At 67.7% G+C, this 18221-nt stretch carries 15 protein-coding genes; 7 read left to right on the forward strand and 8 right to left on the reverse strand.

Going from position 1 to position 18221, the window contains the following annotated elements:
- Positions 1-101: 101 nt before the first annotated feature.
- Genes RAM80_RS28085 through RAM80_RS28095 form a run of 3 tightly spaced genes read left to right on the forward strand, consistent with a single transcriptional unit; the run spans position 102 to position 2826 of the window.
- Complete coding sequence (locus tag RAM80_RS28085; protein ID WP_416423637.1) at positions 102-1610, forward strand: glycosyltransferase family 39 protein; 1509 nt, start codon at positions 102-104, stop codon at positions 1608-1610.
- On the forward strand, positions 1607-2050 hold the full coding sequence (locus RAM80_RS28090; RefSeq protein ID WP_416423638.1) for a GtrA family protein: 444 nt from the start codon (positions 1607-1609) through the stop codon (positions 2048-2050). Before RAM80_RS28085 ends, RAM80_RS28090 begins: the two co-directional genes overlap by 4 nt.
- Complete coding sequence (locus RAM80_RS28095) at positions 2047-2826, forward strand: glycosyltransferase (protein WP_416423639.1); 780 nt, start codon at positions 2047-2049, stop codon at positions 2824-2826. The genes RAM80_RS28090 and RAM80_RS28095 overlap by 4 nt, the downstream gene beginning before the upstream one ends.
- Positions 2827-2961: 135 nt before the next feature.
- Here RAM80_RS28095 and RAM80_RS28100 read toward each other — a convergent pair whose 3' ends face one another.
- Positions 2962-4200, reverse strand: coding sequence for an acyl-CoA dehydrogenase family protein (locus tag RAM80_RS28100; protein WP_416423640.1), 1239 nt, complete (start codon positions 4198-4200; stop codon positions 2962-2964).
- Positions 4201-4410: 210 nt separating this feature from the next.
- Between RAM80_RS28100 and RAM80_RS28105 the strand changes: the two genes are divergently transcribed.
- Both RAM80_RS28105 and sfnG read left to right on the forward strand, forming a co-directional pair.
- Entirely contained in the window at positions 4411-5970 is a 1560-nt protein-coding gene (locus tag RAM80_RS28105) for a glucosyltransferase domain-containing protein (RefSeq protein WP_416423641.1), read from the forward strand.
- A 154-nt stretch (positions 5971-6124) separates the two neighbouring features.
- Positions 6125-7213, forward strand: a complete 1089-nt coding sequence (gene sfnG, locus RAM80_RS28110) for a dimethylsulfone monooxygenase SfnG (protein ID WP_416423642.1) — start codon at positions 6125-6127, stop codon at positions 7211-7213.
- Between the two features lie 79 nt (positions 7214-7292).
- Here the strand turns inward: sfnG and RAM80_RS28115 are convergent, their stop codons facing one another.
- Genes RAM80_RS28115 through msuE form a run of 4 tightly spaced genes read right to left on the reverse strand, consistent with a single transcriptional unit; the run spans position 7293 to position 11291 of the window.
- Entirely contained in the window at positions 7293-8393 is a 1101-nt protein-coding gene (locus tag RAM80_RS28115; protein ID WP_416423643.1) for a sigma-54 interaction domain-containing protein, read from the reverse strand.
- A gap of 8 nt (positions 8394-8401) precedes the next feature.
- Complete coding sequence (locus RAM80_RS28120) at positions 8402-9574, reverse strand: acyl-CoA dehydrogenase family protein (protein WP_416423644.1); 1173 nt, start codon at positions 9572-9574, stop codon at positions 8402-8404.
- A complete protein-coding gene (gene ssuD / locus RAM80_RS28125) occupies positions 9571-10719 on the reverse strand; it encodes an FMNH2-dependent alkanesulfonate monooxygenase (protein ID WP_416423645.1) in 1149 nt (382 codons plus the stop codon). Before ssuD ends, RAM80_RS28120 begins: the two co-directional genes overlap by 4 nt.
- A gap of 8 nt (positions 10720-10727) precedes the next feature.
- The gene (gene msuE, locus RAM80_RS28130) at positions 10728-11291 is read right to left on the reverse strand and encodes an FMN reductase (RefSeq protein WP_416423646.1); all 564 of its coding nucleotides are present in this window, start codon (positions 11289-11291) and stop codon (positions 10728-10730) included.
- Between the two features lie 431 nt (positions 11292-11722).
- Here msuE and RAM80_RS28135 point away from each other — a divergent pair, with 431 nt between their 5' ends.
- Positions 11723-11968, forward strand: coding sequence for a hypothetical protein (locus tag RAM80_RS28135; protein WP_416423647.1), 246 nt, complete (start codon positions 11723-11725; stop codon positions 11966-11968).
- On the opposite strand, the gene RAM80_RS28140 is transcribed toward RAM80_RS28135, so the two are convergent.
- The 3 genes from RAM80_RS28140 to RAM80_RS28150 form a co-directional block, all read right to left on the reverse strand.
- Positions 11969-12739: an alpha/beta hydrolase family protein gene (locus tag RAM80_RS28140; protein WP_416423648.1), complete on the reverse strand. Its 771-nt coding sequence runs from the start codon at positions 12737-12739 to the stop codon at positions 11969-11971.
- Positions 12726-13838, reverse strand: a complete 1113-nt coding sequence (locus tag RAM80_RS28145; protein ID WP_416423649.1) for a DUF3182 family protein — start codon at positions 13836-13838, stop codon at positions 12726-12728. The genes RAM80_RS28140 and RAM80_RS28145 overlap by 14 nt, the downstream gene beginning before the upstream one ends.
- A 153-nt stretch (positions 13839-13991) precedes the next feature.
- Positions 13992-16118 carry a TonB-dependent receptor family protein gene (locus RAM80_RS28150; RefSeq protein ID WP_416423650.1) on the reverse strand — a complete coding sequence of 709 codons (2127 nt, stop codon included), beginning with the start codon at positions 16116-16118 and terminating at the stop codon, positions 13992-13994.
- Between the two features lie 285 nt (positions 16119-16403).
- Between RAM80_RS28150 and RAM80_RS28155 the strand changes: the two genes are divergently transcribed.
- Positions 16404-18212 (forward strand): aminopeptidase P family protein, encoded by a 1809-nt coding sequence (locus RAM80_RS28155; RefSeq protein ID WP_416423651.1) that lies wholly within the window; start codon positions 16404-16406, stop codon positions 18210-18212.
- Positions 18213-18221 lie beyond the last annotated feature (9 nt).

Below are 18221 nucleotides of genomic sequence, written 5' to 3' on the forward strand. Positions count from 1 at the left end.
AATCGTGCCCGCAGCGGCGCGCTTGAATACTTTTTGACCTGACTGGACAGGTGTCAGCCCCGCAGCCACAGTCATGGGTACCCGGCCCATGGAGTGTGTGCATGCCCACCACCACGCGCACGCTGTTGCGTGACTACCGTTTCTGGCTGTTGCTGCTATTGGCCACGGCCGTGCGGTGCTGGCAGCTGCCGCAGCGGCCGCTGTCGGGCGATGAGGGCTACAGCCTGCTGCTCAGCCAGATGAGCCTGGACGATATCGTGCACTGGACAGCGCTGGATGCCCATCCGCCGCTGTACTACTTCCTGCTGCACGGCTGGCTGGAACTGGTGGGGCACAGCGTCGCGGGGGTCCGACTGCTGAGCGTGCTGCCCGGCGTGGCCAGCGTGTTCGTCCAGGCCTGGCTGATGGATCTGCTGGCCGGCCGCCGGACGGCGTGGCTGGCGGGCCTGCTGTTGGCGGTGGCGCCGTTCCTGGTGCGCTACAGCCAGGACGTGCGCATGTACAGCTGGTTGGCCTTGTGGCTGTGGTCGGCGACCCTGGTGATGGTGTTGTGGCTGCGTTCGCCGGGGCGCTGGCCCCTGTTGCTGCTATACAGCGCACTGATGAGCGCCGCCTTGTACAGCCATTACTTCGCTGGCCTGGCCCTGGCCAGCCACTGGTGCTACCTGGCATGGCTGTGGCTGCGCCGCGGCCGGCGCGAGTTGATGGCGCCCCAGTGGTGGGCCGCTACCGGGCTCGTGGCGGTGCTGTTCGTGCCCTGGCTGCCCAGCCTGCAACAGCAACTGCAGCACACCGGCTGGACCCTGGGCTGGGTGCCGCCGGTCACGGCCGCCAGCCTGCCGGACCTGATCTGGACCTTTACCTTGCTCGGCGACGCCCACGCCTGGCCCACCCTGCTGTGGCTCGCCTGGCCGCTGGCGCTGCTGGCCGTGGCCGTCGGGCTGCTGGTGCGGCGGCGCCACGCACTGGAGCCGGCGGCGCTGTTGGTGGCGAGCGTGCTGGTGCCGATCGTCCTGGTGCTGGCCGTGTCCTGGAAGGTGTCGATGTTCTACCCCCGCTACCTGATCTACCCGGCGGGTGCGTTGCCGCTGCTGCTGGCGCTGGCACTGGACCAGGCATTGGCGCGCCACAAGGCCTGGGCGGCGGCAGGGCTGGCGGTGCTCGCCGGCCTGTCGGCAGTGGGGCTCCACGCGTTGTTCACCGGCAACGATCGCGTCGAGAAGCTGCCGCGCGCCGACGAGCGCGTGCCCTTCGTGGCCCACTACCTGGGCGCTCGCCTGCAACCCGGCGACCTGGTGCTGACAGACAGCATCTACAGTTATGCCAGGGTGTTTTTCTACTTGCCGGAGGGGGTGGCCATGCAGGTACTGGCCGGGCCGCAGTTGCCGTTTGCCTACGGCTACTCGGGTTTGCTGTATCGCGATGGGGCGGCGGACCTCCTGCGTTCGCTGGCCGACGTGCCTGCAGACGTCCACCGGTTGTGGTGGCTGGATTTCGCCCACGACGCTGCAGCCCAGGCCCCGTTCTCGAAGGGTGGCTGGCGGTTGGTGGATCACTTGCAGGGGCAGACCCCCGAAGTCTGGCTGTACCAGCGCGAGGCCCGGCCGTGAGCCTGGCACGGTTCGGCCTTGCGGGCCTGGCCAACACGTTGCTGGACGCGCTGTTGTTCAACCTGTTGAGCGCCGATTGGCTCGGGTTACCGGTGATCGCCGCAGCGGTGGTCGCTGGCAGCGTCGCCATGCTCAACGGCTTTGTCCTGCACCAGCGCTTCACGTTCCGGGTGGCCGGCACGCCCTGGCCGCGCAGGCTACTCTTCGTGGTGCTGACGGCCGCCAGTGTCTACGGGCTGCGGCCCTTGCTGATGGCCTGGGTGCTTGGGGCCGGCGAGGCCTGGGTGCGCTGGCTGCCGGTGGCGCCGGCCGGCCAGGCGTTGTTGCTGCGCAACCTGGCCTGGTTCATCGCCGTCGCACTGGTGATGCTGTTCAACTACCTGGGCTACCGGCGATGGGTGTTTGTCGCCAGCGCCCGGGCGCCCGAGGGTTCACCGTGAACACACCCGTCGTCGACCTGTCCATCATCATCCCCACCTACAACGAGGCGATGCCGGTCGCGGGTGTGCCGCGCCTGGAGCGCAGCCTGGAGCAGCTCAGTGTTTACCTGGCGCGGCATGCCTCGCAACTGGCGGTGGACATCGTGGTGGTGGATGCGCGCAGCCCCGACGGCACGGCGCAGGTGGTGCTCGCCCACCCTGGCGTGCAACTGATCGACGCCGGCCCCAGGCCCGCCGGGCAGTTTACCAAAGGCCGTCAGGTGGCCCTGGGCATGCTGGGCGCCCGCGGCCAGTACCGACTGTTCATGGATGCCGACCTGGCCACCCCCTTGCACCACCTGCAGCAGGTGTTCGCCCTGATGGCCCGCAACGAGCCGCTGGGCATCGGCGTACGCCCGTTGGGCGTGACCCATCGCGGCGTGCGCCAGCACATCTCGCGCAGTGGCAATTACCTGGCCCAGTGGCTGCTGGTGCCGGGCATCGAGGACACCCAGTGCGGCTTCAAGGTGTTTCGCGCCGACGTGGCGCAGGCGTTGTTCAGCCGCCAGCGCATCGGCGGGTTCGGCTTCGACCTTGAGGTGCTGGCCCTGGCCCGCCAGTTGGGTTACCCCTGTACCGTGCTGCCGATCGACGATTGGCGCGACGTGAAGCAGGGCAGCAAGCTGGGCGGCGTTGCCATTGCCAAGGTGGCAGTGGGCGTCCTGGCAGACATCGCCCGCATCCGCTGGGCGCTGCACAGCGGGCTGTACGACGAGCCTGCCAGCGCGTGCCCGTGACGCCGCCTTCGGCAGCTGCTACGTGCATGCGCGTCGCCAAGGCCGGTTTCTGTAGCAGCGGCCGCAGGCCGCGTCCAAGGCGCCGCGCTGTTCCCGGCGTACCGCGGTGAACCCGGACGCAGCCTTGGGCAGCTGCTACGTGGCGGAGGGGCCGTTGCCGATCTGCCATACGAACGGCGGTTCGGTGCCGTTGATGGCCCAGTCGCCGACGATGCGCGCCTTGTAGATGGTGGGGTTGTGCGAGGACACCGTGCGCGCGTTGCGCCAATGGCGGTCCAGGGACTTGCCGGTGCGCACGTCCGAGGCGCCCAGGGCGTTGAACAGCGTGGTGGTGGCGCGCTGGATCAGTTCGGTGACCGCGACCTGGGCGCGCGCCGATTCCAGCTCGGCGTCGACGTTGGCCTGGTGCTCGGCAGCCGCGTCGTGGCCGAAGCGTGCCAGGTAGGCGCGCTGTGCCGGCTGCGTGGCGCGCAAGGTAGCGGCTTCGGCGGCGTACACCCAGGCGGCGATTTCGCCCACCACCTGCTGCACTTGCGCATCCTGGCTGACCTGCGGCGCGTTGCCGTGGCTGTAGATGCGCCGGCGCTGGCTGACGCCCTGGCTCACGTCGCGCAGGGCGGCGCGGCCGATGCCTGACAGGGTGGCCAGCAGCACCAGTTGGTAGAACGCGGTCTGGTACTTGAAGCGGCTGGCGAAGTCGATCACGTGCTCGGCCTCCACCACCGCGTCCACGAAGCGCGAGCTGCCGCTGCCGGTGGTGCGCTGGCCGAAGCCATCCCAGTCGTCGGTCTGGACGATGCCCGGCTGGTTCGTGCGCACGGCGGCGATGACATCGGCGCCGGTGTCACTGCGGCGGGCGAACACGTCGATCCAGTCGGAAAACAGGCTGCCGGTGCTGTAGAACTTCTCGCCGTTGAGGCGCCATTGTTCGCCGTCCGGGCTGACCTGGGTGATCACGTCGCCGATGTTTACCGCGCCGATCTCGGTCCAGGCGCAGCCGACGATATCGCCGGCCACGAAGCGCGCGAACCAGCGGTCGCGGGCCGGCGAGGGCGGGGCGTTGAGGCGGTCTTCGGCGAAGGCAAAGTGCCCGCGCAAGGCCTGGGGCACGTTGGCGTCGGCCTCGGCCAGTTCAATCAGCAGCTCGAACAGTTGCGGCAACGAGGCGCCGCCACCGCCGTACTCCACCGGCACGCGCACGGCGCCGAAACCGGCTTCCTTGAGCCAGCGAATCGGCTCGTGGGGCAGGGTGCGCTGCTGCTCGCGGGCCACGGCGCCTTCGGCGATGCGCGCGAAGATCGGCCGGAAGCGGGCGGCCAGGGCCTGGTAGTCGGTGCCGGTGGCCAGCGGGTTGATGATCTGATGGTCGGTCATGGCAAGGTTCTCTGGTTCGATACCACCGCGTTGCAGGCATCGTGCCGCGTCGCACCGCCCCGTTTTCCGGGACGATGCGCGTGCCAGGTGGCCTGGCGCTGTTGGCGTGGCAGCAGCGGATCAGCAAAGCGTGGGCCTGACGACACTGGACGGATGCGCCGCCCTGCACTGAACTGGTCGCAGGAACCGTTTTCTGAAGTGGAGCCTTCGATGCCGCAACCGCACGATACCGACCTTGCTGAAATGCCCATTGTCAGTGGCGCGCGCCTGGGCCGCCTGTTGCAGACCCTGGCCAGCCAGCCGCTCACGGCGCTGCAGGTGCTGCTGTTCTACCTCGCCGCGCTGGGCCTGTACGTGCTGCCGCTGATCCTCGACAACGTGTTGTTCATCGACGACAACCTGCGGGAAATGCAGGCGGCCACCTGGTGGAAGCCCGAGGGCCGGCCGCTGGGTGACTACCTGTTCAACGCCGTAAGCTTCACCCCCGGCACCCCGGATTTCTTCCCGCTGTCGATGCTGCTGGCGATTTTGGTGATGGCCGTGGCCCTGGCCCACCTGGCGTTCCACTGGTTCCGGCGGCCCACCCTGAGCCACTGCCTGGTGTTGCTGCCGCTGTGGTACAACCCGTTCTACTTGCAGGAACTGTCGTACCAGTACGAATGCCTGACCCTGAGCCTGGGCGTGGCCCTGGTGGTGCTGGCCATCAGCTTCAGCCTGCGCGCGGCGGGGTGGCAGGTGCTGGTTCGCGGCGCCATGCTGACGGCGGCCATGAGCCTGGACCAGCTGCCGCTGAACGTCTTCGTCGGCCTGGCCTGCGTGGACCTGCTTCGTCACACCACCATCCCCGCCACGTTCAGGGCGCTGCTGTGGCAGCCGCTGCAACACCTGGCCGTGCTGCTGGCCGGCGGCGTGTTCTATTACCTCACGGCCTACCAGTTGCTGATGAACGACCGCGGCGGCGTGGTGTGGCCGACGCTGCACGAGTGGGGCGTGCGCCTGGGCGCGCTGGCCGGCAAGGTCGGGCTGTTCATCACCCCGGCCAACGGCTGGGTGTTCGCCCTGCTGGCGCTGTGCGCCCTGGCCGGGCTTGGGCTGACGCTGGCGACGGCGCTGCGCACGCCGGTGCGCGCGGGGCTGAAAGCCGCGTACCTGGCCATCACCGCATTGGCGGCCGTGGGGGCCGTGCTGGCGGTGGGCGGGTTGCTGCTGGTGCTGTACGACTTCGGCAACAACTCCGACGCCCGTACCCTGGTGGGCGTGGCGCCGTTGCTGGTGGCGCTGCTGCTCCTGGCCCATGGCTTCATCGCGCGCCTGGCAGTGCGCTGGACCCTGGTGCTGGCGTTGCCGCTGGCGGTGTTCCTGTCTTTCGCCTACGTCTACGGGCAGTACCTGCGCGAGCAGAACGAGCTGCAGCAGTTCGTGCGCACGCTGGTGGTGACGGACATCTTCAACCACCCGCAGGTGAGCCAGGCCAGCAGCATCAGCGTGCTGGAGGACAACAACAACGACATCAACAACGTCTTCGCCCGCGTGTGCGTGCAACGCATGCTGCCGGCACTGCGCTTTATCGCCGCCAACGACTACCAGTTCCTGCCCGAGCAGCTGCGCAAGTGGGGGGTGACCACCCTGGCCGATGAGTCGGTGGACCTCGCCACCCTGGGCGCGCCGGTGGTCAGCCGGCCGTTCTATGGCCTGTACGTGGTGGGGGACAAGGCCTACATCCGCTTCGCCGCGCGGGTGTCGCAGCCCGAATGCCCGGCGCTGGAGTGAACTGTTGGTGGGCCAACAGTGATTCAGCAATTGCATCCGGGCAGACAGTTGCTCGGCTTGCCTTTGCATCCAACTGATTGAATTTCATAAGTTTTAATGTTTGGCATGGTTGCTGCTCCGGGTACTGCACCTTTGTCCCCAAGAGCGAACCGACATGAGCCATACCCCCGTGAAATTTGCCTACTGGGTGCCTAACGTCAGCGGCGGCCTGGTGGTGAGCAAGATTGCCCAGCGCACCAGCTGGGACATCGACTACAACCGCAAGCTGGCGCAGCTGGCCGAGGCCGCCGGCTTCGAATACGGCCTCACCCAGATCCGCTTCACCGCCGGCTACGGCGCCGACAACCAGCACGAGTCGGTGGCGTTCAGCCACGCGCTGCTGGCGGCCACGCAGAAGCTGAAAGTGATCGCGGCGATTTTGCCTGGCCCGTGGCAGCCGGCGCTGGCCGCCAAGCAGCTGGCCACCATCGACCAGCTCACCGGTGGGCGCATCGCGGTGAACATCGTCAGCGGCTGGTTCAAGGGCGAGTTCACCGCCATCGGCGAGCCGTGGCTGGAGCACGACGAGCGCTACCGCCGCTCGGAAGAGTTCATCACCGCGCTGAAGGGCATCTGGACCCAGGACCATTTCACCTACCGCGGCGACTTCTACCGCTTCAACGACTACACCCTCAAGCCCAAGCCGCTGCAGCAGCCGCACCCGGAGATCTTCCAGGGCGGCAGCAGCCGGGCGGCGCGGGACATGGCGGCGCGGGTGTCGGACTGGTACTTCACCAATGGCAACACGGTGGAAGGCATCAAGGCCCAGGTCGACGACATTCGCGCCAAGGCGGCCGCCAACGGCCATTCGGTGAAGGTGGGCGTCAACGCCTTCGTCATTGCCCGCGACACCGAGGCCGAGGCCCGCGCGGTGCTGGCCGAGATCATCGACAAGGCCGACTTCGAGGCGGTCAGCGCCTTCGGTGCGGCGGCCAAGCAGGCCGGCAGCGCCTCGCCCGAAGGCGAGGGCAACTGGGCCAAGTCCAGCTACGAGGACCTGGTGCAGTACAACGACGGCTTCAAGACCAACCTCATCGGCACGCCGCGGCAGATCGCCGAGCGTATCGTCGCGCTGAAGGCGGTGGGCGTGGACCTGGTGCTGGCGGGGTTCCTGCACTTCCAGGAAGAGGTGGAATATTTCGGCAAGCACGTGTTGCCGCTGGTGCGTGAGCTTGAAGCTTTGCGGGTGGCTGAGCCTGCCTGAGTAGCGGGGGGCGGAGACGCAGCCTTCGGCAGCTGCTACGGGGCCCGTAGCAGCTGCCGAAGGCTGCGTCCTGCCACTGTCAGATTGAAAGCTGCAGCACCCGGTCCTGCTGGATGGTCTCGCCCGGCCGGCGCTTGTTCACCGCCAGTTCGCCGATTTTGATCAGCCGCGTGCGCGTGACGTTGCGGGTCAGGCCCAGCAGGTTGGCGGTGTGCACCTGGTTGTAGTGGCTGAACTTGTAGGCCGCGCGCAGCAGCGCATCCTCGACCTTCTCGTGCAGCGCCCCGGCCTGTTCGGCGAACAGCTTCTGGAAGGCCCGCTCCAGCAGTGCTTCGGCCGAGTCGTCGCAGGGCTGGCTGTCGTCCTGGCGCTCGATGCGCATGTGCGACAGGCGCAGGTCCTCGGGCTGGATCACGCCGTTGCGGCAGATCAGCAAGGTGTGGTGAATCACGTTCTCCAGCTCGCGGATGTTGCCCGGCCACTGGTAGGTGCGCAGCTTGAATTCGGCTTCCGGGCTTAGGGTCACGGTGCCGTAGCCCAGGCGCTGGCTGTAGGCGTTGATGAAGTGCCGGGTCAGCGGCAGGATGTCGCCGGGGCGGTCGCGCAGCGGGCTCAGGTCCATGCTCACCACGTCGAGGCGGTAGTACAGGTCCTCGCGGAAGTGCCCGGCGTTGATCGCCCGCTCCAGTTGCACGTTGGTGGCTGCCAGCACGCGCACGTCGATGGGAATGGACTTGCGCGAGCCCAGGCGCACCACCTCGCGTTCCTGCAGCACCCGCAGCAGCTTCACCTGGATGGCCATGGGCAGGTCGCCGATCTCGTCGAGGAACAGCGTGCCGCCGTTGGCTTCCTCGAACCAGCCGGCCTTGGCCGCCAGGGCGCCGGTGAAGGCGCCTTTCTCGTGGCCGAACAGCTCGGCCTCCACCAGCGACTCCGAGAACGCCCCGCAGTTGACCGCCACGAACGGCCGGTTGCAACGGCCGCTGAGGTTGTGAATGTGGCGGGCCACCAGCTCCTTGCCCGTGCCGGTCTCGCCGATGATCAGCACGCTGGCCTCACTGGGGGCGATCTGTTGCAGGTGCGCCAGCAGGGCTCGCGACTTGGGGTCTTCGAACACTTGGGCGGTGGCGCGGATGGAAGTCGCGAGGGCGGGCGAGGGCGGCAAGGTCAATAGCTGCATGGGCTTCTCTAGGAATAAAAAGTGGGAATCGGCAGCGTCCGGTTCAGGGCCCAGTCGCCGAGTTCGTGAAGCTTGTAGTCGATAGGGTCGTGCAGGCTCTGGGTGCGCAGGTTGCGCCAGTAGCGGTCCAGGCGCAGCGAGGCGTGGGTGGCGCGGGCACCGGTGGCTTCGAACAGGCGGCTGCAGATCTCCAGGCCGTGGCGGCTGGCGGCCACCTTGGCGGTGGCGATGGCCACGGCCAGGTGCCCGCGTTCGTCTGCGGTCAGCGCCGGGCCGCGGGCCCAGGCCTGGTCCAGCAGGCGGGTGGCGCGCTCCACCAGCAGGCGCACCGACTCCAGCGCCACCCAGAACTCGCCGTAGTGGGCCAGCACGTAAGGGTCGTGGCGCGCCTCCTGGCTGCCGGACTTGAACCACGGCCGGGTCTCATGCAGCGTGTAGTGCCGCGCTTCTTCCACCGCGCCCTCGGTGAGGCCGAGGAACATGTGGGTGAAGGTCAGCTGCGCGATCAGCGGCCGCAGGCAGGCGAACGGCGTGCTCAAGGGGCCGGGGTCCAGCAGCAGCTCGGACTGCTCCACCCGCACCCGCTCGAAGCTGGCGCTGCCGCTGTCGGTCTGGCGCTGGCCGAAGTTGTCCCAGTCGTCGTGCAGGGTGATGCCGCTGCGGCTGCTGGGGATGGCGGCGATCAGCAGCTTGCCGCCCGCCGTCTCATCCACCGCCGAGGCAATCAGCATCTGCGAGTCGCTGGCGCCGGAGCAGAAGCTCTTCTTGCCGGAAAACTCGCACCAGCCGTTGAAGTGGCGCACCACGGTGCGGGTGTCCAGCGGGTTCAGGGCATTGCCCCAGAACCACTGCTGGCGGGCGGTCTGCTCGAACCAGGGCTGCCACTGCTCGGGGCGGGCGAACAGGCGCACGGTGGCCAGCATCAGGTGATGAAAGCCGAACACGTGGGCGATGGAACTGTCGACCCGCGCCAGCTCGCGCACCACCCCCAGGGTCTCGGTCCAGCTGGCGCCCTGGCCACCGAACGCCTGGGGAATGCTCATGGCCAGCAGGCCGCTGCGGCGCAGGGCGTCGCGCTCGGCCTTCGGCGTGCCGCCGCGCAGGTCACGCTCCACGGCGGTTTCGGCGAAGTCGGCGGCCAGGGCGCGGGCGATCTCCAGGGGCGTATTCAACTCGCTCATGGCGTGGCCTTGGCGGCGGGCAGCACGTCGTTGGCGATCATCTCGCCGAACGGCCCGGTGAGGTTGGTGATGCCGCGGCCGGCCAGGCTGGCGTACGGCTCGGGCAGCAGCGGGAACACCAGCTCGGCGAAGCGGTAGGCCTCTTCCAGGTGCGGGTAGCCGGAGAAGATGAAGCTCTCGATGCCCAGATCGGCGTATTCCTTGATGCGCGCGGCCACCTCTTCAGGGTTGCCCACCAGCGCAGTGCCGGCGCCGCCGCGCACCAGGCCGACGCCGGCCCACAGGTTGGGGGCGATTTCCAGGCCGTCGCGGCGGCCACCGTGCAGCGCCGCCATGCGCCGCTGGCCTTCGGAGTCGAAGCGCGCGAACGACTGCTGGGCGGCGGCGATGGTGTCGTCGCTGATGTGTTCGATCAGGCGGTTGGCGGCGTCCCAGGCCTCCTCGCTGGTGGGGCGCACGATCACGTGCAGGCGGATGCCGAAGCGCACCTGGCGGCCATGGCGGGCGGCGCGTTCGCGAATGTCGGCGAGCTTGGCGGCCACCGCGGCCGGCGGTTCGCCCCAGGTCAGGTAGACGTCCACCTGCTCCGCGGCCAACGCGTGGGCGGCCTCGGAAGAACCACCGAAGTACAGCGGCGGGTAGGGCTTCTGCACCGGCGGGTAGAGGGCCTTGGCGTTCTGCACGTGCAAGTGCTTGCCTTCGAAATCCACGGCCTCGCCTTGCAGTACGCGGCGCCAGATGTGCAGGAATTCGTCGGTGACCTCGTAGCGTTCGGCGTGGGTCAGGAAGCTGCCGTCGCCACGGTTTTCGTCAGGGTCGCCGCCGGTGACCACGTTGATCAGCAGGCGGCCGTTGGACAGCCGGTCGAGGGTGGCGGCCATGCGCGCCGACACCGTGGGCGAGATGATGCCCGGGCGGATCGCCACCAGGTAGCGCAGGCGCTCGGTGAGCGGCACCAGCGCCGAGGCGATCACCCAGGAGTCTTCGCACGAGCGGCCGGTGGGAATCAGCACGCCGTGGTAGCCCAGGTCGTCGGCGGCCTGGGCCACCTGCTTGAGGTAATTGAGGGTCACCGGGCGGGCGCCCTGGGTGGTGCCCAGGTAATGGCCGTCACCGTGGGTGGGCAGGAACCAGAAAACATCCATGTCAGGCCTCAGGCAATTTTCAGCAGGTGGTTGGACAGGCCGCCGAACAGCGGCGCGGCACGTTCGGCTGCCAGGCGAATGCGCGCCTGCAGCAGCTCGCTGGTGATCTGGTAGTTGCTGAAGTCGGCCTCGGTGGCGTACACGCCGATCGGCAGGGTCAGCGCCTGGAAGAAGCTGAACAGCGGGCGCAGCTGGTGGTCGAGCACCAGCGCGTGGCGGTCGCTGCCGCCGGTGGCGGCCAGCAGCACCGGGGTGTCGATCAGGGCATTGAGGTCGACCAGGTCGAACAGGTGCTTGAGCAGGCCGGGATAGGAGCCGCGGTACACCGGCGAGGCGACGATCAACAGGTCGGCGTTTTCGATAGCGGCCAGGCTGGCTTCCACCTCGGCAGCGGCTTCCTGGCGCGACAGCGCGGCGCCCAGGGGGCGGGCGATGTCGGTGAGTTCGATGACCTGGGCCCGGATAGGCAGCAGCTCACCCAGTTGGGCGACGATGGCCTGGGTCAGCACCAGGGTGCGCGACGGGCGCCAGGTGCCCCCGGAGACGGCAACAACGTTCAATGGGCGTGACATGTGTATTCCTCAACAGTGGCTCAATGGACAGTGAAGGCTCCAGAGCAAGCACCGTACCAATCCCTGGAAGCCGCGCCCCGCCTGGGCTGGCGCGAAATGGCCGACCCCCGCCGGTGTCGCTGGTGCGACGTGCTGTGGAATGGCTGTTGCTGGGGCAACAGTGGCTGGCGCAACAGCGGCAGGTGCGGCAGCCACTGTTATAGAGGAAGCAGGCTTATGCCGTAAAAGACCAAGAAGTAATCCAAATAGATCACCAAAGAATATACCCCCGTAGCAGCGGCCGCAGGCCGCGTCCCCCCCCCCCACCATCGAGGGCAAAAAATCCAATAGCCACTATTGAGAGCAGTGATTGTTCCTGCACGGGGCTCGGGCAGTAACCTTTCCACATCGAATCAGCCACATGAAGCACCCCAGGGTGCAGGAGGCCCCCCATGAAAACCGCCCTCGCGTTCAGCCTTGCAGTCCTCACCGCCGCCCTCGCCGGTTGCGCCGACAACCACCCTGAAACTCGCGGCTACAGCGTCGAGGAACAGCATGAACTGGCGCTGGAAAACCTCAGCCGCCGCGGCCTGTCGTTCGACGAATACCAGCGTGAACGCGCCCGCATCGAACGCTCGCAGACCCGCGAAGTCATCGGCCAGCACGCCGTTGCCGGCAAAGGCCTGAGCGAAGGCTGATCAGGAATACCGCGGTGAGTGGTGCGGATATTTCTCCAGCCGCGCGCCTATCACCATCTCGCTGACCCACTGGGTCAGGATCGCGCTGTAGGCTTTCTGGTTGGCATCGGTGGACAGCGCGTGATCGGCGCCATCGACGATGCGATGGGTCATGGAATGCGCCCCCACGAACGCCGAGCGGTAACTCATCAGGGTAGTGTGCGGCACATAGTCGTCCTGCTCCGATTCCACCAGCAACACGTCCCCTTCGAATTCCGCGCACGCCGCCAGGGCGCGATTGTCCGCGGGCCCCAGGTTTTCACGCCGGTAGATCTGCAGGCCACTGCGGTCCAGGGCGTACTTGGGCACGTTCCATTCGTTGTCCCAGTACAGCGCCGGCACCCGTAGTGCCAGCCAGCGCACCGGGCGCAGGCGGGTGAGGATGGCGGCCAGGTAGCCGCCGTAGCTGCTGCCGATCACGGTGATGGCGCGGCTGTCCACGGCCGGGTGGCTGACCAGCAGGTCGTAGGCGGCCAACAGGTCTTCCAGGTTCTGCTCGCGGGTCACGCTTTCGCGCTGGCTGGCGGTTTTCTCGTGGCCGCGCAGGTCGAAGGTCAGGCACACGCAGCCAAGCCCGGTGATGTTCTTGGCCCGCGCTAGGTCGCGCTGCTGGCTGCCGCCCCAGCCGTGCACGAACAGAATGCCGGGGACCTTGCTGCCGGGGCTCAGCAGCGTGCCGGCGATGGTCTCGCCGCCGACCTGGATGTCGATGGGTTCGCTATGGACGCTCATAGTCGCGGATCCTTGCATATTTGCTCAGGCGGCCGAGTTCGGTGTCGTCGCCCTGGTAGAACAGGGTGGCGTCGGCCGGGATGGGGCTGTTGTCGAACACTTCATGGGTGGAGGCCTGCACGCAGGCCAGCGCCGGGTCGGCGGCGAAGGCCTGCAGCGCGAGGATTTCGGCGCTGCTGGCGCCACCCACCCGCCAGGATTGCTCCAGCACGCCGCTGCGCGGCCGGCCGCGATGGTCGAGGCCGCGGGCGACGTCGTAGTTGCGCCGCGAGGCGACGAAGCCGGGGAAGGCGTTGCGCGCGGCCTGTTCGTAGCGCCGCGCCTGGTCCACGGCCAGGCGGGTGTCATCGTCCAGCGGCAGGGCCAGCAATTGCTCGTAGTCACCGCGCACCACCACCAGGTCCGAGCCGCCGTACACCAGCTCGCCGCGGTGGTCTTCGGTCAACTGCTGGGTGCCGTGGTACGAGGCGGTGATGCCCGCCACCTGCACCTGGCCGACGCTGTAGGTGCGCACCTCGGTGAGGTTCTGCTCCAGCACCAGGCCCCACAGGCGAATTTCTTTGTCGTCGAGGTGGTTGAGCACCGAGTCCAGTTCCTGGCTGTCACGGATAATGGTCTGCCCGCGCCCGGCGGTGGCGCGCACCGGCTTGAGCCGCAGCGGCGCCTCCTTGAGCAGGTGCGCCGCGGCTTTGCGGGCGTCCTCCAGGTCGAACACGGTGTGGCCGTCCAGCAGGGCGTCGCCGGCGTGCGCGGCAAAGGCGTCGGCCCAGCCGGCGGGCGCTGCGCCGCCCTCGACGCGGGGGTGGGAAATGGCCTTGGTGATCATGAACGGCTGGCTGACCAGGCCGCCGAAGAAGTCGTCCACGCAGGTGATGCCGCAGCGCTGGCGCCAGGCCTGGGGGTCGATGAGGGTGTCGGCGGGCAGGTAGTAGAGCTCGTGCTCCGGCACGCCCTGGCGTTCGTCCTCAGCGAGGAACCGGGTGCCTAGCAGCGTGGCGATGCGCTTCGCCAGGCCCAGGTGCACGGCGCGTTCGTGGTCCGGCGTCGGCGTGGCGCCGGGCAGCAGGACAACCCCGGATTTGCGTGGCGTGCTGGGCATGGGCGGCTCCCGTGGAGTGGGGCGGGCGGTCTTTGCAGTGTTTGAATGGTGGGGTGGGGAGATAGTTCAGTTTGTGGGGCGGCGAGGGGAGGACGCAGCCTTCGGCAGCTGCTACGGGAGGCGGTAGCAGCGGGCGCAGGCCGCGTCCCGAACTCAGTAGCGGTATTCCACACCCACGTACGCGCCAATCCCGTCGCCGGGGTACAGCGCCGCGGTGTCCTGCCCCTGTACGTTATACGCCGGCTGCACCGCCGTGACGTACTTCTTGTCGGTCAGGTTCTTCAGGTCCAGCGAGACCTTCCACTTTTTGCTGGGGGCCTCGTAGCCGACGTTGGCGCCGTAGATGGTGTAGGAAGGCGCATAGAAGGTGTTGGCGTAGTCCACCGCCGTGCGCGAGCTGGATTGCACGTTGACGCCGGTGTAGAAGCCGCTGGGCTGCTGGTATTGCAGCTCGCCCTGGTAGACGTGCTTGGGAATGCCCGGCAGCTGGTTGTCGCCAAAGGTGGCGTCGTGGCGGTAGTGGAAGTCGCTGTAGGTGTACACCTGGCGGTAGTTGACCTTGTCGCCGTTGGCGCCTTGCCACAGTTGCGTGTTCAGGCCCGCCTCGATGCCCTGGTGAATGGTGGGCGAGGCGTTGAACGCGCCGGTGACCGCGGCGGCGGTGGAAGTGGCAGCGATCAACTGCACGTTGAGCAGTTCGTCGCGCAGCCAGGAGCGGTACAGCGTCAGGCTGCCATCGAAGGGCCCGGACGAGCCCTTGATGCCGAACTCCACGGTGTTGGCTTTCTGTTCCACCAGCGGCCGCACGTACGGCTGGGTCGGGCCGGAACCGGAGTATTCCCAGTCGGCTGGCGGGTCGATGCTGCGGCTGACGTTGGCGAATACCTGCAGTTGCGGGGTGAGTTCATAGCGCAGGCCGAGACGTGGGGCGAGGCTCCAGTTGTTGTAGTCCACCGAGCCTGGGTATTCGCTGGTGTTGGCCACCAAGGACGATTTCACGTCGACGTCGCGCTTGACGTTGATGGCCGACAGGCCGCTGGTCAGCCACAGGCCATCAGTCAGTTCCAGGTCGTTGCCCAGGGCGAATACGCGGTCGAACGAGCCGTTGTAGTCGACGAACTTGCGGCTGGCCTTGTTGGCGAAGGTGGAGTCCACCTGGCCGCGGATGTGGTCGGTGGTGGTGAAGGACAGGCTGGAGCGGGTCTGGTGGCCCAGCAACTCGTCGCTGCGCTCGTAGTCGAGCAGCGCGCTCAGGTCGGTCCACTCCCAGTAGCTGGGGTTGGTGGGGCTGTTCGGGCTGTTGTGGTGGTTGTACTTGTAGTAGGTGAAGCCCACGGCCAGGGTCGAATCGTCGTCGAAGGTGTAGGTGGTCTTGCTGCCGGCCCACAGGCTGCCCGGGCGGCGGCTGCCGGCGCCGCTGGACGCCGCGGTGGCGCTGGCCTGGGACGGGTGGTGCAGCACCTGGGAGAGGGTAGTGGGGCTGGGGTCGTCGTGGAACTCGTCGCGGTAGCGCAGCAGCAACTCGGTCTTCAGGTTCGGGTTGATCTGGTAGCCGAAGTTGGCCACCACGCCCTGGCTCTTGGCCAGGCTGTAGTCGCGGTAGCCGTCGTTGCGGTAGTTGTCGACGTTGATGTAGTAGTCCAGCGGCCCTTCGACGCCGCCGTAGCTGGCGCTCTGCTTGTTGTAGCCGTAGCTGCCGGTTTCCGCGCGCACGCGCAGGCCGGGGGCGGTGTAGCCGGTCTGGTTGACGAAGTTGATCGCCCCGCCCAGGCTCAGCGCCCCGTACTGGAACGCGTTGGCGCCGCGCAGGATCTCGGTGTAGTTCACCCCGGCGCCGCCCAGCAGTTCATAGGGCGTGCCGCCGGGACCGGTGATGGGCAGGCCGTCGAAGAGGAACTTGATGCCCTCGCGGAAATAGCCTGGCGAGGTGTTGGCGCCCGAGCCACGAATGGAAATCTTCGCCGCGTCGGTGCCGCCGGTGGACTGCACGAACACGCCGGGCTGGTAGGCGAGGGTGTCCTGCAGGGTGGCGGTGCGGCCCTTGGCCACGTCCTCGCTGTCGACCACGCTGGTGCCGCCGGGCACTTCGTCCAGCTGGCTCTTGGCGGCCTGCACTGGGGTCTGTTTCTTGACCTCCACGGTCACGGTCTTGAGCTGCGGCGTGGTGGCGTCGTCGGCGTGCGCAGTGTTGGCCAGCATCAGCGCCGAGCCTAGCCCCAGGGTGGCCAGGCGGATGGCCCGGGCCAGTTGGTGTGATTCTCCCCATGAAACCGAATGCATAAAGTCGTCCTGCTGAATAGATGATTGGGCTCAGCTTTCTATTCGTATAGTCATGCTTGGTAGGTGAATGGCATTTTTTATGCCAATTCGTTTGGCGTGGTTTTTCGCGAGGATTAGGCGAGTGCAGAGGTGGGTAGCTGTTGATCTAGCCGGGTTGTGTGGAAGCGCTGTTGTTCGCGGAACAGCCGGACACATGCCGCAAGCAGTGCCACGGTTGCCCGCCGGCCGGCGCTGCTTCATTATCGGCTTCTTATAACGATGAACACCGTGGCCGCAGGAGTGAGCATGAGCACGCAGTCTTCAACCCCTAACCAGGTGCCAGCCCGCCTGGCGCAAATCCGCGCGGTGATGGCCCGCGAAGGCGTCGACGCGCTGCTGGTGCCATCCGCCGACCCGCACCTGTCCGAGTACCTGCCCGGCTACTGGCAGGGGCGCCAGTGGCTGTCCGGCTTCCATGGTTCGGTGGGTACCCTGGTGGTCAGCCAGCAGTTCGCCGGCCTGTGGGCCGACAGCCGTTACTGGGAGCAGGCCGAGAAGGAACTGGCGGGCAGCGGCATCGAACTGGTGAAACTGGGGCCGGGCAAGCCGGGGCCGCTGGAGTGGCTGGCCGACAACACCCCGGACAACGGCACGGCTGCGGTGGACGGCGCGGTCATGGCCCTGGCTTCGCGCCGCACCTTGGACGAAAAGCTGCGCAGCCGCGGCGCCACCCTGCGTATCGACCGTGACCTGCTGGGCGAGATCTGGCACGACCGCGAGGCCCTGCCGGCTGCGCCGGTGTATGCGCACCTGCCGCCCTATGCCACGGTCGCGCGCACCGACAAGCTCGCTGGCGTGCGTGCAGAGATGAAGGCGCGTGGCGCCGACTGGCACTTCATCGCCACGGTTGATGACATCGCCTGGCTGTTCAACCTGCGCGGCAGCGACGTGTCCTACAACCCGGTGTTCCTGTCGTTCGCGCTGATCAGCCAGGACCAGGCTTTGCTGTTCGTCGGCGCCGGCAAGGTGGACGCCGAGCTGGCGCGCACCCTGGCCGCGGAAGGCGTGACCCTGCGTGACTACCACGACGTGGGCGGCGCCCTGGCCGAAGTGCCGGCCGGCGCGCGCCTGCTGGTCGACCCGCTGAAGGTGACCTGTGGCCTGCTGGACAACCTGGGCGCCGAGGTGGTGCTGGTGGAGGGCATTGCGCCGAGCACCTTCGCCAAGTCGCGCAAGAGCGAGGCCGACGCGGTGCATATTCGCCAGGCCATGGAGCAGGACGGCGCGGCCTTGTGCGAGTTCTTCGCCTGGCTGGAGCCGGCATTGGCCCAGGGCACGGTCACCGAAGTGGACGTCGACACCCACCTCACCGCCGCCCGTGCCCGCCGCCCGAACTATGTTTCGCTGAGCTTCGCGACCATTGCCGCGTTCAACGCCAACGGCGCCATGCCGCACTACCGCGCCACCGACGAATCCCATGCGGTCATCCAGGGCGATGGCCTGCTGCTGATCGACTCCGGTGGCCAATACCTGGGCGGCACCACCGATATCACCCGCATGGTGCCGGTCGGCACGCCTACTACCGAGCAGAAGGCCGATTGCACGCGGGTGCTCAAGGGCGTCATCGCCCTGTCCCGCGCGCGCTTCCCCAAGGGCATCCTCTCGCCACTGCTGGACGCCATCGCCCGCGCGCCCATCTGGGCCGACAACGTCGACTACGGTCACGGCACCGGCCATGGCGTGGGCTACTTCATGAACGTGCACGAAGGCCCGCAGGTCATCGCCTACCAGGCGGCGCCAGGCCCGCAGACGGCCATGCAGGCCGGCATGATCACCTCGATCGAACCGGGCACCTACCGTCCGGGCCAGTGGGGCGTGCGTATCGAGAACCTGGCGATGAACCAGGACGCGGGCAGCAGCGAGTTCGGCGAATTCCTCAAGTTCGAGACCTTGACCCTGTGCCCGATCGACACCCGCTGCCTGCTGGTGGAAAAACTGACGGCCGAGGAACGTGACTGGCTGAACGCCTACCACCGCCAGGTGCTGGAGCGCGTCGGGCCGTTGGTGGAAGGCGCGGCGCTGGCGTGGCTGCAGGCCCGTACCGCGGCCGTTTGACCTGCGGCC

The sequence above is a fragment of the Pseudomonas sp. App30 genome (genome assembly GCF_047947025.1).
Taxonomy (GTDB): domain Bacteria; phylum Pseudomonadota; class Gammaproteobacteria; order Pseudomonadales; family Pseudomonadaceae; genus Aquipseudomonas.

What these genes read in the sequence shown, in the direction of transcription:
- sfnG (WP_416423642.1), top strand. Translation starts at nt 6,125, where the DNA reads ATGAGCCATACCCCCGTGAAATTTGCCTACTGGGTGCCTAACGTCAGC.
- RAM80_RS28135 (WP_416423647.1), top strand. Translation starts at nt 11,723, where the DNA reads ATGAAAACCGCCCTCGCGTTCAGCCTTGCAGTCCTCACCGCCGCCCTC.
- RAM80_RS28150 (WP_416423650.1), bottom strand. Translation starts at nt 16,118, where the DNA reads ATGCATTCGGTTTCATGGGGAGAATCACACCAACTGGCCCGGGCCATC.
- RAM80_RS28115 (WP_416423643.1), bottom strand. Translation starts at nt 8,393, where the DNA reads ATGCAGCTATTGACCTTGCCGCCCTCGCCCGCCCTCGCGACTTCCATC.
- msuE (WP_416423646.1), bottom strand. Translation starts at nt 11,291, where the DNA reads ATGTCACGCCCATTGAACGTTGTTGCCGTCTCCGGGGGCACCTGGCGC.
- RAM80_RS28120 (WP_416423644.1), bottom strand. Translation starts at nt 9,574, where the DNA reads ATGAGCGAGTTGAATACGCCCCTGGAGATCGCCCGCGCCCTGGCCGCC.
- RAM80_RS28100 (WP_416423640.1), bottom strand. Translation starts at nt 4,200, where the DNA reads ATGACCGACCATCAGATCATCAACCCGCTGGCCACCGGCACCGACTAC.
- RAM80_RS28155 (WP_416423651.1), top strand. Translation starts at nt 16,404, where the DNA reads ATGAGCACGCAGTCTTCAACCCCTAACCAGGTGCCAGCCCGCCTGGCG.
- RAM80_RS28140 (WP_416423648.1), bottom strand. Translation starts at nt 12,739, where the DNA reads ATGAGCGTCCATAGCGAACCCATCGACATCCAGGTCGGCGGCGAGACC.
- RAM80_RS28145 (WP_416423649.1), bottom strand. Translation starts at nt 13,838, where the DNA reads ATGCCCAGCACGCCACGCAAATCCGGGGTTGTCCTGCTGCCCGGCGCC.
- RAM80_RS28105 (WP_416423641.1), top strand. Translation starts at nt 4,411, where the DNA reads ATGCCGCAACCGCACGATACCGACCTTGCTGAAATGCCCATTGTCAGT.
- RAM80_RS28085 (WP_416423637.1), top strand. Translation starts at nt 102, where the DNA reads ATGCCCACCACCACGCGCACGCTGTTGCGTGACTACCGTTTCTGGCTG.
- ssuD (WP_416423645.1), bottom strand. Translation starts at nt 10,719, where the DNA reads ATGGATGTTTTCTGGTTCCTGCCCACCCACGGTGACGGCCATTACCTG.